The sequence below is a fragment of the Bacillota bacterium genome (genome assembly GCA_023511485.1).
Taxonomy (GTDB): domain Bacteria; phylum Actinomycetota; class Aquicultoria; order Aquicultorales; family Aquicultoraceae; genus CADDYS01.
Window position 1 is genome coordinate 148,453 of record JAIMBH010000001.1, and the last position, 13,753, is coordinate 162,205.

General features: G+C 43.9%; 14 protein-coding genes. 4 read left to right on the forward strand and 10 right to left on the reverse strand.

Annotation, left to right across the window (positions count from 1 at the left end):
- Positions 1-79: 79 nt before the first annotated feature.
- From fliF to K6T91_00755, 10 genes are all read right to left on the reverse strand, one after another.
- Positions 80-1,723, reverse strand: coding sequence for a flagellar M-ring protein FliF (gene fliF / locus K6T91_00710; protein ID MCL6471322.1), 1,644 nt, complete (start codon positions 1,721-1,723; stop codon positions 80-82).
- A 16-nt stretch (positions 1,724-1,739) separates the two neighbouring features.
- The gene (gene fliE, locus K6T91_00715; GenBank protein MCL6471323.1) at positions 1,740-2,012 is read right to left on the reverse strand and encodes a flagellar hook-basal body complex protein FliE; all 273 of its coding nucleotides are present in this window, start codon (positions 2,010-2,012) and stop codon (positions 1,740-1,742) included.
- 49 nt (positions 2,013-2,061) lie between these two features.
- Entirely contained in the window at positions 2,062-2,490 is a 429-nt protein-coding gene (gene flgC / locus K6T91_00720) for a flagellar basal body rod protein FlgC (protein ID MCL6471324.1), read from the reverse strand.
- Between the two features lie 3 nt (positions 2,491-2,493).
- Positions 2,494-2,901, reverse strand: a complete 408-nt coding sequence (gene flgB, locus K6T91_00725) for a flagellar basal body rod protein FlgB (GenBank protein ID MCL6471325.1) — start codon at positions 2,899-2,901, stop codon at positions 2,494-2,496.
- Positions 2,901-3,128, reverse strand: coding sequence for a helix-turn-helix domain-containing protein (locus K6T91_00730; protein MCL6471326.1), 228 nt, complete (start codon positions 3,126-3,128; stop codon positions 2,901-2,903). The genes flgB and K6T91_00730 overlap by 1 nt, the downstream gene beginning before the upstream one ends.
- A gap of 284 nt (positions 3,129-3,412) precedes the next feature.
- A complete protein-coding gene (locus K6T91_00735; GenBank protein ID MCL6471327.1) occupies positions 3,413-3,607 on the reverse strand; it encodes a hypothetical protein in 195 nt (64 codons plus the stop codon).
- A 210-nt stretch (positions 3,608-3,817) separates the two neighbouring features.
- Positions 3,818-4,237, reverse strand: coding sequence for a hypothetical protein (locus K6T91_00740; protein ID MCL6471328.1), 420 nt, complete (start codon positions 4,235-4,237; stop codon positions 3,818-3,820).
- On the reverse strand, positions 4,227-4,625 hold the full coding sequence (fliS, locus tag K6T91_00745) for a flagellar export chaperone FliS (GenBank protein ID MCL6471329.1): 399 nt from the start codon (positions 4,623-4,625) through the stop codon (positions 4,227-4,229). Before fliS ends, K6T91_00740 begins: the two co-directional genes overlap by 11 nt.
- 38 nt (positions 4,626-4,663) lie before the next feature.
- Positions 4,664-6,940 (reverse strand): flagellar filament capping protein FliD, encoded by a 2,277-nt coding sequence (gene fliD / locus K6T91_00750; protein MCL6471330.1) that lies wholly within the window; start codon positions 6,938-6,940, stop codon positions 4,664-4,666.
- Between the two features lie 39 nt (positions 6,941-6,979).
- On the reverse strand, positions 6,980-7,372 hold the full coding sequence (locus tag K6T91_00755) for a flagellar protein FlaG (protein ID MCL6471331.1): 393 nt from the start codon (positions 7,370-7,372) through the stop codon (positions 6,980-6,982).
- Between the two features lie 447 nt (positions 7,373-7,819).
- Here K6T91_00755 and K6T91_00760 point away from each other — a divergent pair, with 447 nt between their 5' ends.
- The 4 genes from K6T91_00760 to K6T91_00775 all read left to right on the forward strand — a co-directional run bounded on the left by K6T91_00760 (position 7,820) and on the right by K6T91_00775 (position 13,746).
- Entirely contained in the window at positions 7,820-8,938 is a 1,119-nt protein-coding gene (locus tag K6T91_00760) for a glycosyltransferase (protein MCL6471332.1), read from the forward strand.
- Positions 8,939-8,957: 19 nt separating this feature from the next.
- The gene (locus K6T91_00765; protein ID MCL6471333.1) at positions 8,958-10,076 is read left to right on the forward strand and encodes a glycosyltransferase; all 1,119 of its coding nucleotides are present in this window, start codon (positions 8,958-8,960) and stop codon (positions 10,074-10,076) included.
- 20 nt (positions 10,077-10,096) lie between these two features.
- Positions 10,097-12,406, forward strand: a complete 2,310-nt coding sequence (locus tag K6T91_00770) for an FkbM family methyltransferase (protein ID MCL6471334.1) — start codon at positions 10,097-10,099, stop codon at positions 12,404-12,406.
- A 218-nt stretch (positions 12,407-12,624) separates the two neighbouring features.
- Positions 12,625-13,746, forward strand: a complete 1,122-nt coding sequence (locus K6T91_00775) for a glycosyltransferase (GenBank protein MCL6471335.1) — start codon at positions 12,625-12,627, stop codon at positions 13,744-13,746.
- The last annotated feature ends 7 nt before the right edge of the window (positions 13,747-13,753 follow it).

A 13,753-nucleotide genomic window follows, 5' to 3' on the forward strand; every position in this document is an offset into this window, starting at 1 on the left:
CCTCCTATTGATAAAGCCATCAGCTATCGGCTTAATTTCAAAAGCCCGCTGCTGACTGCTGACAGCTAAAAGCCAAAAGCTATGTATTTAACCAAACCCTGAGCAACTGGGCAACATCTGCAGGACGTTCCTTTGCGAGGTTTTGTATCTCTTCCCTCTGCATCTGCCGCCTCCTCTGCCGAATTAATAGTTCTTTTCTCTTCTCAGGCGGCAAATCGCTCATCTCCGCCTCCACTTCCGCTGCCGTTATGTCAATTTCACCAACACTTGCTATCGATCCTGCAGAGAATGACCCGGCAAAGTCACCCGTCCGGCGTGTAGACCTAAAGCCGGAAGCCATCCTAAATAAGACATATAAACTGACAGCTAACAATATCAAAACGACGGCATATTTAGCATAGTTTGCGTAAGCTTCTTTCCTTTGCGCATCTGCGATCGCGCTTTCTTCCTTCTTCGCCCACTCCGTGTCAAAAGGCACACTGCTTACCGTTAGAACATCTCCTCTTCCTTTATCGATACCTGCAGCCGCAGAGACCAGCTTCTCGATCGTCTCATCACGCACCGGCTTGCTCCCATCGTTGTTTACAACCACAGCAACCGAGAGCTTTTTAACCTCTCCGGGTGGTTTGACCTCATGCTCGGTGATCTTTGTCGAATCGTAGTTTCTTGTTGTTTTCGAGCTCTTATATTCAGAATTACCCGAGCCGTAAGTTACTCCTGGATACGTAGTCGAACCTTGGGTGGTGTTTGTCGACGTCCCGGGAACCTGTGAGCTTAGGCCAGCCACCCCGCCAGGCGGAGCTCCCTCCCCACTGTAAGTCTCCTTCTCAATCTGCTCGCTTACAATAGGCGGATTCTCACCCTGCTCAACCTTATTTGTCTGTATTTCTTTCGAGGTAAAATCAAGTTCTGCCGAAACCCTGACGACAGCGTTGTTCTCGGTTCCAAGCACCCGGCCAAGCATAGATGAGATTGATTTTTCAAGGCTATTTTCATAGGCTTCTTTGGCTTCAAGCTGGGTCTTAGTGTAAACCCCTTGGGTAGCCATAGCCGAGTCGCCGGTTGCTTCATTTAAGACGTTGCCATTTGTGTCGACAACTGTTATATTCTCCGGCTTTAGCCCCTCAACGCTTCGGGCGACCAGATTTACAATACCCTGAACCTGATTACCTGAAAGTTTCGCGCCTGCCTTCGGCTTAATAACAACCGATGCGGTTGCCGGATTTTCCTTCTCGCTGTAAAGTGAAGGTTCGGGGACAACAAGATGGACCCGTGCCCCGCTGATTTCATTTATTTGTGAGATAGTTCTTGCAAGTTCACCCTCTAGAGCCCTGCGGTAATTAACTTTCTGGGTAAACTCCGATAGACCGAAATTATTCTGGTCAAATATCTCAAAACCGACGGTTCCTCCCTGCGGCAAACCTTGCCCGGCAAGGTCAATTCTTGTTTCGTATACTTTATCGCTCGGGACTTTAATGATGGATGTTCCATCTAATACATAAGGGATTTTCTTTTCCTGAAGTTTTGACACTATAGCGCTTGCATCTTCAGGGCTTAAGTTAGAGAATAGAACGCTATATGACGGGCGAGAGATCCAGAAAAGAAGCGTGCCCAACGCAACCAGGAAGGCGACCGTCGTTATCACGATCGTCATCTTCTGGTTTATATTGAGCTTCTGCCAGCCGATTTTAGCCTTTTCGATCGCTTCAGCGGGCGATGCCATTAACTATCCTCACGCGCTAGACTTGCATTCTCATTACTTCTTGATAAGCTTCGATTACCTTGTTTCTAAGTTGGATAGTAAGCTGTAACGCTACATTAGCTTTTTCAACCTCTACCATGACATCATGTATGTCAAGTTCACCTGCTACGAATTTTTCTATCGCCGTATCTGCGTTCTTCTGCAAACTGTTTGTTTTCTCAATTGTTTCATTGAGAATTCCAGCGAATGATTCGAGGGTTTTGCCTGACGGGCTATCTGTTTTTTCTGCTCCAATTGATCCTAGATTGATCTGACTAAGTTTCAATGGTGTAATATCCACTACGTTCAGCCCCTCTTAATTATATCTCCAGGGATTTCATTGCCATGCTTTTAGCAGCAGCTATAACGGTAACGTTTGCCTCATAGGCACGCTGCGCGGCAACCATGTTTACCATCTCGGTTACGATGTTTATGTTAGGCATTGCTACATACCCGTTCGCATCAGCATCCGGGTGGCTAGGATTGTAAACCAACCGTGGAGCGCTGGTATCTTTTGTTATTCCTATCACTTCGACTCCCTGCCCGGGAGATGTACCAGCACTTCCAAATAACCGTGCGAAGCCTCCCCCGCCGCGCGGCGCCATTATCACATCTCGCCTGCGGTACGGCCCGCCTTCAGCCGTGCGGGTTGTATTGGCATTGGCAATATTGCTGGATATCGTATCCAGCCAGAGTCTATTTGCAGTTAGGCCGGATGCGCTAATGCGAAGCGTCGAGAACAGGCTCACCTTTTACCTCCCTCCGTTAATGACCGTCTTTAGTGTATTGAAGCGAGCGCCCATTAATTGGGCTATTGCATTGTACTTTATATTATTCTCTGCGAGCTTGGTCATCTCTTCATCGATGTCTACGTTGTTTCCGTCATAGCGCATCGACGTTCCTCCCAGAGACTTTACATTAATCCCAACTGAAGAGAGTGAGCTTGAAGCTGGCAGGTGCCTTGGATCGGTACGCTTAAGATTTGAATTATACTTGCTATCTACAGCATGCTTAAGCTCCTCTTCAAAGCTCACATCCTGTTTTTTATAACCGGGTGTATTAATATTCGCTATATTGTTTGCGATTACCTGCTGCCTAAGAGCTGTTGCGTCAAGACCGCTGTTTAAGGCTACAAAAGTGTCGTTAGAGAAAAGATCGATCAATTCTCTGCACCTCCACTCACCTCGATGCCATCGAAGGCCTCTTCGAAGTTGCTGCCTGAAGCGATTAACCTATCTATCAGCGCCTTTGGAAAGCGCCATTCTTTGCCAATCTTAAGGCCAGGTAACTTTCTATCCCTGGCTAACCTGCATATCGTTATCTGGCTCATCTGTAGGTACTCAGCCAGCTGCTTTGTCGTCATTATCTCGGTGGTTTTGCTTTTCATCGCTTTCCTCCGGCACCAGCCCTTGCCTATTGGCTATATTACTATTCTTTGCTGCGCCTAACAAGCAAAGGCTTTATATATTTTAAAATAATTTTCGCTATTTTACCAATCTATTAAATACTTTACCTTGCGATTATATAGTTTTATATTGCTAACTAGCTTTTGGTTGCTTATTACGCACTTATGATATTCTTGATAACCTTCTATATATTTTGGCATCCGATAGATTGTTATAATATCGCTTGACATATTATTTTATCTTTTTCTATCGTTTCAGGATTTGACTAAGCACGCGCGGAGAAAAACACTATGTTGCTTTTAAGTTCAGAGGAATCTTCTGGAAGATTGATAGTGATTTGATTTGTACGGAACGCCTCAGTCGGTCGGTGTTCCCTGGCTTCCGTTTCCGGTCCGGCCAATCTCAGATGCCTCTCTCTTGGTTCCTCTGAATTTAAATTAAGAGCTAGTGCCTCCGCCATCTAAATCCCCTTAACGATTGCCCCTAAATCAAAGGATTGCTGGCAATTTCAAGCTATCAATAAAGTAATCGGCATTTTTTTGGGAAGGCTTAAGCATTTTTTTGATGTGTGGTTAAGCAGGGCTTTTGCCCTGCTTAAGGTTTTGATGTGCCAATATTTTTGTTTTTTTGACCTTGGCACCTTCGCACCTTGGTGCTTCAGGACTAACACCTAGCTATTTTTATTTACTACACTTCTTACCGCTTGTGGCCTGTTATAGGCCTTGTGCGCATCCTTTTTAATTCGCAGCTCTTTTAACTGCGCCAGGGTTTCCTCTCTTCGCTTAAGCAGTAGTTTAAGATTTTTATCCCCCTCGCCCGATATTTGCTCGAGAGCTTTTAATATAACATCGCGCTCGTGTGCTGAAAGCTGATCCACTCCTGAGTCTTCCTGTTGGTTGTCCAGGGTCTCTATCTTTGATAATGCCTCTTCCATTTTACCGATTACCACATTTAGCTTTTCTACATCTAATGCTTCTATCGCAGCCCTTTCTTCATCAATTAGAAGCTTGATATCCTTGAGGTAGGCTGATTTTCGCTTAATATAATCGCTCATCTGTGACACGTCTTTGGCCTTTGAATTAACTGGCAATATTTACACCTGCTTTTTCTATGCCCCTTGGATTCTTCATAACTTCAGCCCAGGCTGAACTTAAATCGGATAGCAGGCCGATGCACTCGTTAACCAGCTTAGAATCTTTCTTAATGTTTGCTTCGATTAGACGTGAATTTAAGTAGTCATAGATTTGCGAGAGGTTTTTTGCGATATCCCCACCCCTTGCTTTATCAAGAGCTACGTTTAGCTCAGATACGATGTTTTGTGCCCTTACAATATTCGTGTGGGCTTTGCGCCAGTCCTTCTCATCAAGTCCGCTTACCGCTACTTTCAGGAACCTGACTGCCCCCTCGTACAGCATTCCTACTAATGCTTCAGGTGTTGCTGTTTGAATCTTTGTCTCCAGGTATTGCTTTGTCGACACTTTGCTTCAACTCCTTCGTAGTTTATATATAAGCGGCTTTAGCCGCCAAAAAAACTGCTGAACTGCATAGACAATTTGTTCTGCATCTCCTGCAGTCTCTGGATTGCAAGCTCCATAGCTGTAAACTGCTTTACAAGAGTGTCCTCACGCTGCTGGTACCACTCCTCCTTATAAGCTATCTGCTTGTCGATATAGCTTATCTCACTCTGGAGCTCTTCCTGCAACCTTGGAACAACACCAGTGCTGTTTGTAAAAGTAACGTCAAACCCATCTATATTTACAGTGCCCGAGCTGACCTTGATTTCAATTGTGTGCGAGCCATCGGAGAGCCCGGCTATTGAATAAACATTCTGCATGCTCTGTGTCGAACTGCTTGATAAATCGACATCTTGTTTATAGACCCCGTCAATATATACCTTGGCAACTCCCATGCCAACGTCTTTAGTCGCATACCAGGTCACACCGCTTCCAGTAAAGGTAAACTTGGCAGAGTCGCCTGCGGTTGAAGATTCCTTTGTGTTCCCGCCTGCTCCATCGGCCCAGCTGCCAATATAGGTGACCTTAGAGTCATCTTCTGTGTAGCTTGTAACAGATTTTGTCCCGCCCTTATCCAGCACCTGGTCCATGAAAAGAGAAATCCTTGCAGCAACACCATCTTCATTGTTGTCTACTTTGCCATCAGCATCTATGTCGTTAAAGAAAAGGCTAGCCACTGCACCTGCGTTATCATTAAGGGCTGCGTCAAGCTTTGCCTCATCAAGCACCAGAGTGCTTGATTTTCCAAAGTCATCGCTCGTGATTGTGATACCTATTTCAGCAAGCTGATCCATGGTCGCAGAAAGTCCCGTGACAATAGACGTTGCTTTGTTAACAAGTTTAGATTTTATATCTATGAGGGTCCTGTCTGCCCTTAGAATGCCTTTTTTTCTGTCATAGTCCGATAATGGCTCTTTTACCTTTTCTTCGCTAAGCCTGGTATTTATGAGAGTAATTGCGGCGTTATATTTATCGATGAAATCTTTGATAGCCGCTTTGGCCTTTGAGTTATCTTTCTCAATCGTTATCGTGGCATCTGAGGAATCTTTTTTCAGATGCAAAGTCACACCGGCTATAACCCCTGTTACATCGTTGGAAAGACTTGTGATTGCACTTCCGCCATTTATTGTAAAGCTTGCATTAGTTCCAATAGTTTCTGTTGCTGCACTATCTAAGACATACGTTGCTTTCTCAAGAAAAGTACCTGTTACATCTGCTCTGCTTATAGATAGACTCCCTGTGCTCTTGTTTGTTAAAACCAGCTTATCGTTTATGCTGTCATAAGACGCACTAACACCGGCAGTAGAATTATTTATGCGATCAATGACTTTCTGCAAGGTATCCGTGTTTATATTGTAGGTAATCTCCACCCCATTGATGGTAAACTTACCATTGCCGCTACCATCCACAGCCCAATCTGCGGCACTTGTGATTCCCTGAAAGTTTGCATCAGCAAGGATTTGCGTGGTTCTAACCCTGCCTAGATGCGACGTGCTGGTTTTAGTAAGATTGTCGACTTCAAACCCTGCATTAAGCAAGCCAACGGCACTTAAGAAATTACTGGTATCTCCTGCGCTTCCAAGATTTAGGGTACCAGCCGCTGCAGCTTTTAGTGACAATTTATCTGTGTTTAAGTCGTAACTTATCGCGTTGGCCGCATCCAGCCCGGCCATATTCTTGATATTAGCATTGCTGTTGATGCCCGAAACGATATCATCCAGGGTAAGTCCGCTGGCGTTCGAAATTACCTCATCAGCATAACCAGATTTTGTTACTTTAAGTTCGTCCACCTTGCTGTCAGAATTGGTATCTGATAGCGTAAAAATCGCCCCATTTATAGTAAATGTGCCTGCAGTAGGATTTGTACTGAACCTGGATGTGTAGCTGCTTATCGGCTCTGATGTAACAATTTTACCGCTTATGCCAAGGCCTGATGCCCCACCTCCACTGGTTACCTTTGTGCTGGTGGCAAGATTATTTACGTGTATGGCATATGTTCCTGTTGCCGCATCCGACGTTGCGTCTGCGGTTACTATGGTCTGATCAGAAGAAGATGCGCTGCGCGCCATCATTGTTGATTTCTTCAGGAGAGCCTCAAGGCTCTTATCGAGGTTGCTAAGTGCTGTTTGGATCTCAGACCAGTAATCTTTCTTCCAGCTCAATAGCTGTTTTTTATCCTCTAAAAGGTTGAGCGGGCGCCTTTCAAGTGCCATAAGCTGGTCGATTAACTTGTTGAAATCGATCCCTGAGGCAATTCCGCCAATCCTAAACGTGCTCACAACCAAACAACTCCCTGTCAATATTAACTAAAGCCACTGCTAGGCTATCTTATCTATAATCAAGCCTACGGCATCGAGAAGCCTTGAGCCCACCTTTGAAAATTTTGGCATTGGTATTTCACGAATAACTTCGTTGGTCTTCACGTTGACGACCTTGACGTTTATATGGTCAGGTCCCTCTTTTTTAACGCTGAAGCGAAGCTGGATATTAAAGGCCTCAGCCAGCTCATTAAAATCCTCCATTAGTTTCTCGACCGTTTTTTTGTCGAGCTTAGAAGAGCTTACAGCCTGGTTAAACTTGTGCTTCGCCTTCTCGTATACCTTTTGAGCCTGCGCTACCTCTGCAGGCGTCCTTGAGGCCTTTACGGCGTCTAAATTTAGCCCATATTCGACAAAATCTACTACATTGGTATCAATGCTTCCTGCTTGCAACTTTACCGCCTCCCGGCAATACCAATACATTGAACTGCCAGGTAAAATGCCTATAATTTACATTTGCCTATATTATCGGCAGGTTTGGCGATTTTCTGCAGTTTACCGGGAATTACCGGTTTGCAAGGCTTTACTTCTTGCATTCAAATACTTCTTAACAGCAAAGAGAACTACCGAATGCAGCCGGGCTCATCAGCCCAAGCAGTTTAAAGCTCCCACCTCCAAATAGAACTGAGGGCTTCTTAGCCATGCTTGCAACAATTCACAGTTTGGCTTGTGCCTCCAAGCAATAATCCACTAATTAATCAAAAAATCCTAAAAATTAATAGCCTCAAGCCGATAACAATCTATAACTAGCAGCAGGCTGGTTCTTAACCCAAGAACCGGAAAACAAAAACCATAGTCAAAGCAGCTAATGTAGCTTTATTAGCAGAAGGAGAAGCTTAAGTGATAAGCGTAATAATGCCGGTATACAATGCGGCAGAGTTCTTAAGAGAATCTATTGAGAGCATCTTAAACCAGACAGAGGCCGATTTTGAGCTAATCATAGTAAACGATGGGTCAACTGATAATAGCGAGGATATCATACTCTCCTACTCCGACCCACGTATTGTATATGTAAAGCAGGAGAATGCCGGTGAGGCTGCGGCAAGAAATACCGCTCTTGAGCACGCAAAGGGAGAATTCATAGTATGGCAGGATGCAGATGACGTCTCTCTGCCAATTCGCCTTGAAGTACTAAAACGCCAGTTCACTTCCCCATCGATTGGTTTTACTCATTCAGATATGCTTTTGATCAATGATTTAAATCAACCGATAAGTTATTGGCAATCTCGAAACATCAGCAAAGAGCGTCTCCTTCGTCTATTCCTCAAGATAGGAACACCCTTTAACAATCCCAGCATGATGCTTCGCCGCAAGATGATCGAGGGATTTAAATATGACACTAGCCTTCGCATAGGAACAGATTCCGATATGGTATTTCAACTTAGCCGTAACTGGGATTCTGTTCATGTCCCTGAGGCCCTATATCTGTACCGCAGGCACTCCAATAACATAACCAAACAGTTGGACTATGAGACTGTGGCTCTTCACATCCGGAAATTTCTTGAACGGCATAGCCTTCAGGAGCTCGTCCCGGAGCTGGATTGGAATAACGGTGACGATACCAATAACGAGGCAAGAGCATACGCAATCATCGCTCTAATCCTGTCTCAACGCTGGATGACAATCGATGCGGGAGCATGGCTTGATAAAGCGCAAAAACTGGCTCGAGGAATAGAGAGCAAGCTCTTTATAAATGCCGTCAATCATTTCATTAATAAGAACTATGAGATCGCATTAGGGCTGTTTGAATCCTGCCCAACCAAAGATCACATAACCGAGAACTATATGGGAGAAGTTTGTGCTTTCATGGGAGATTCTATCCAAGCCTACAGGCATTTTATGAGAGCTCTGGAGCTTAGCCCACAATATGAAGAGCCGCTGGATAACTTAAAAGCAATTGGATATTCCAAGAACCTGTATTTGGCTGATAGGTCATGGATGAGGTTTATGTGCGCTTGATTTATGCTGGAGGTAAGCGATGATTAGCGTGATTATGCCGGTTTATAACAGAGAGAAATTCTTAAGCGATGCTATTAAGAGCATCTTAAACCAGACTTACAAGAACTTTGAGCTAATCATAGTAAACGATGGCTCAACTGATAACAGCGAGGATATCATCTTATCTTTCACTGACCCACGCATCAAGTATATAAAGCAAGAAAATGGTGGAGTAGCCGCAGCTAGGAACAAGGGCCTGGATAACGCTCAGGGTGACTTTATATTATTTCACGACTCAGACGATATCTCGTTACCTATGCGGTTTGAGTTAATGCGCCATAAATTTGCTTCCCCAAACGTGAGCTTTGTACACTGCGACATGTTAGAAATCGATGAGCTGCATAGACCTACACGTTACTGGCAATATCGAAATATCGAGAAGGCTCGTCTATTAAGGTTTTTCTTAAAAATGGGCAATGCGTACAGCGTTGCCAGTATTATGTTGCGCCGATCAGCGATAGAAGGCCTTCACTACGATACTTCCCTTCGCGTAGGCTCAGATGCAGATTTTGTGCTTCGCATTCCCGGCAATTGGACTTCGATACATATATCTGAGCCATTACTCCTATACCGCTGGCATTCCAGCAATATAACTAAGGAAGCAGTTAGGCGCGAGCACGAGCTTCATGTCCAAAAATTCTTAAGCCGCCATACGCTTGAAGAGTTAATACCTGAAATAGAATGGTCGCAAGGCAACGCTGGTGATAATAAGGCCAAAGCATGCGCTATCGTCGCATTATTATTATACAGACGTCATATGCTATCAAGTGTTGAGACTTGGCTTAACAGGGCAATAAACCTGGCACAAGAATTAAACGCAGAACTCTTTGTTAAAGCTATCGGCAGCCTAATTTTTGATAAACCAGATGTCGCCCTACAGATACTCGATTCTTTCACAGCAAAGGATCATATCATCGAGAACTACTTAGGAGAAGCTTATGCCTTATTAGGTGATACAGCTAATGCATATAGAAAGTTTATGAGGGCTCTAGAGCTTAAACCGCATTATGAAGAGCCCTTGGATAACTTAAAGGCTCTGGCAGGGCCTAATGGGTTATACACACTAGACATATGCACGCGAAAATTCGCGTGCGCTTAATTGCCTCGGGAGGGTAAATTATGGAGAACTTTTTTAGGTTTTATTACGCAGGTAAAGAGGTTTGCTTTGATCTAACTAAAGAAGATCACATCAGTCAGATCATCCGCAAAACAAGCAATTTCTATGAAATAGGGATGCTTGAAGATATCAAGTCCAGGATCGGTGCAGGCAGCACAGTCGTTGATGTTGGCGCGTTTATTGGAAACCACTCGGTTTTCTTTGGATTGGTTTGTGAGGCCTCTGTATTTAGCTTTGAACCCTTCTCCGAGTCATTTGCCCAGCTTAAGAGAAACATAGAGCTTAATAAATTACAGGAAAATACTAGGCTTTTCAACTGTGCGCTAGGCGCTAAGCACCAGAAAGGTAAAGTAAAGTTACCCGACGAGGGCAACCTCGGAATGGCGCGTGTAGTCGAGGATGTCAATGGCGAAGTCGATATATGTACGCTTGACGAGATTGTATTTGACTTAGCTGATGAAATCGATGTTATCAAAATCGACGTAGAAGGAATGGAGTTAGAAGTCCTTAAAGGTGCTGAAAGGATTTTAGAAAGGGACCATCCCCTCCTCTACATTGAGATTATAGACAATCAACAGCTCGCGGAGGTTAAAACCTTTTTGAGTAGATTTGGCTACAACATGCAAGGCATCTTTAACGATACGCCGACATACCTATTTGATGCCAGCAATAATAAAAAAAGCATTGGCATCTGGGCTGGTGATGGCAATAACTTCCAATTCGTTGAGCCAGTTGCACGGTCCCTTAAGAAAGAGTATAAGGTTAAAAGATTTATTTTTAACGGTGATGTAGCGCGGCTTAGAGCTCAGCTCGACGATTGCGATATCGCCTGGTTTGAATGGGGTAACGGCCCTATAATCGCAGCATCTCACCTGGTAGATATCAACACGCCTATTATCTGCCGAATCCACCGCTATGAAGCCTATGACGATGAGACCCTAAACCTCATCAACTGGGCTAATATTGATAAGATCATAGTGGTTGCTGGTTACATTAAAGAGATGCTTGTCTCAAAGGTCAACAGTATTGCAGGTAAAATCGAAGTCATCCCCAACGGCATCGATATTGGCAAACTTACGTTTACCGACCGAAAAAAAGGCTTTGAAATTGCGTTTCTAGGCAGACTTCACTGGCATAAAGACCCCCTGTTCGCCCTACAATGCTTTTACAGCCTCTATCAAAGAGATAACAGATACCGCATCCATTTTGCAGGGCGTTTCTGTGACCGTGTCATCGAACAAAAGTTTTATTACCTAATAAAAGAGCTGGGCATTGAAGATTGTGTGTTCTATGACGGGGAGACAAAAAATGTTGATGCCTGGCTAGATGATAAATCTTTTATTATCTGTTCAAGCGTAATCGAAAGCCAAAACATGGCTGTTATGGAGGCTATGACAAAAGGAATAAAGCCTCTGGTCTATAACTTCTTTGGAGCAAAAGATATTTATCCGCAAAAATATATCTTTAACTCTCCTGCTGAATTTGCCGACGAGGTATTGCAGGGAGACTACAATCCTGCCGAGTATCGTGCCTTTGTCGAAGAGAATTTTAGCTTTGCAGATCAAATGGCAAAGATAAAGAACCTTATTGCAAACACTGCTGCCATCTCAAAAAATAGTAACCATGCGGTGGTCTTTTTACCTAAAGCACTAGGGATAGAACCAGTTTCAAAAGAAGACTTAAGTGATTGGGATATCCTGATTGCCGAGGATCGTTTTGCTGATGAAGAGAGAAATAGGTTTTTCAAGCACCTAAAGCATTCTAGCGCAGACATAGTGAGAGTTCCGGTTATTTATCCACTTATTGAGAATCACGAAATAGCCCGGTGGGAGATTGCAGCGAAAAGAAAGAGCCCAAGACAAGGGTTGGTGGAAAATTGTTACTGTAAAGTTGGTCCAGGAAGCGAAGTAGAACTGCCTTACGAAGCGGCTTATCTGCTATTTAACGAAAAACGTTTTGAGGAGGCTTTAAAGTCTTTCGTTGCGGCCTATCAAAGCGAGTCCAATCCTCAAGAAAAAGCAGTATATTTGCGCTGGATTGTGCTTTGCCTAATCGAGCTCGAGAGAGATGACCAGGCAACCAATGTTTTAGAAGATGCACTACAAATTTACGAAGACAACGCGGACATATACTACCTCTACATGCTCACATGCTTGCTTGGAAATAGGTATGAGCGTATACAAGCAAGCATCGATAAAATTATGGACTTAGGTGATGCTTTAGCGTATTCCGAGTTTTTCAATGACGTTAGCAAAAAAGCATTGGCAATTTTACAATCTGTTGGCCTTTCTAGTAACGCGTTAACAGCCTAGTTGGGTCTATGCACTGTATCGAAAAAGCATCAAATAGGCTGACGCATTTGTTCATGCTAAAAAACTTTACATCCCAGCTTAAATATTTTTCTGAGAGCTTCTTTCCTAGAAAATAGACTGCATAAAAATAAAGTTTTTGCCGATAACTTAAGATAACTAGTACGGCAGATTAGTTTGATTCTATTAACCGGAAGCACAGTCAACAGACATTGCAATAGATAAATAATATAGGTGGAAGGAGCGGCTATAGTGATCAGCGCAATAATGCCGGTATACAATGCGGCAGAATTCTTAAGAGAATTATTGAGAGCATCTTAAACCAGACAGAGGCCAATTTTGAGCTAATCATAGTAAACGATGGGTCAACGGATAATAGCGAGGATATCATACTCTCCTACTCCGACCCACGTATTGTATATGTAAAGCAGGAGAATGCCGGTGAGGCTGCGGCAAGAAATACCGCTCTTGAGCACGCAAAGGGAGAATTCATAGTATGGCAGGATGCAGATGACGTCTCTCTGCCAATTCGCCTTGAAGTACTAAAACGCCAGTTCACTTCCCCATCGATTGGTTTTACTCATTCAGATATGCTTTTGATCAATGATTTAAATCAACCGATAAGTTATTGGCAATCTCGAAACATCAGCAAAGAGCGTCTCCTTCGTCTATTCCTCAAGATAGGAACACCCTTTAACAATCCCAGCATGATGCTTCGCCGCAAGATGATCGAGGGATTTAAATATGACACTAGCCTTCGCATAGGAACAGATTCCGATATGGTATTTCAACTTAGCCGTAACTGGGATTCAGTGCATATCCCTGAGCCATTAGTATTATACCGGCGACACTCCAATAACCTTACAGTTCAAGCCAATTTCGCAGATTTAGATATAGTACACGTTAGAAAATTCTTAAATTCCCATGGCTTTGAGGAATTCTTCCCTGAGCTTAACTGGGAAAATGGCAGTGCTAGCGACAGCATGGCAAAGGCGTGCGCACTTATCGGCCTGTTCATGGCACGCCGGTGTAAAATGCCTGAGGCCGAGGCCTGGTTCGAAAGAGCGGCAAATCTGGTCAGTAGCATCGACGGCAACCTTTTTACACGGGCCATGATAGGTCTGGTTAATGGTCAACCTCAGATGACGGTAGAGCTGCTTAACTCCTGCAATACCCGCGACCATGTAATCGAGAATTATATTGGTGAGGCAGCCATGCAGATGGGTCAGCTAGAAGAAGCATTCAATCATTTCATGAAAGCACTTGAATTCTCACCGCATTACTATGATGCGATGGATAACCTAAAAAAGCTAGGACAACATATTGGTCTAAGGCTCGTATAAAAACCGT

What these genes read in the sequence shown, in the direction of transcription:
- K6T91_00735 (MCL6471327.1), bottom strand. Translation starts at nt 3,607, where the DNA reads ATGGCGGAGGCACTAGCTCTTAATTTAAATTCAGAGGAACCAAGAGAG.
- K6T91_00770 (MCL6471334.1), top strand. Translation starts at nt 10,097, where the DNA reads ATGGAGAACTTTTTTAGGTTTTATTACGCAGGTAAAGAGGTTTGCTTT.
- K6T91_00730 (MCL6471326.1), bottom strand. Translation starts at nt 3,128, where the DNA reads ATGAAAAGCAAAACCACCGAGATAATGACGACAAAGCAGCTGGCTGAG.
- K6T91_00765 (MCL6471333.1), top strand. Translation starts at nt 8,958, where the DNA reads ATGATTAGCGTGATTATGCCGGTTTATAACAGAGAGAAATTCTTAAGC.
- fliF (MCL6471322.1), bottom strand. Translation starts at nt 1,723, where the DNA reads ATGGCATCGCCCGCTGAAGCGATCGAAAAGGCTAAAATCGGCTGGCAG.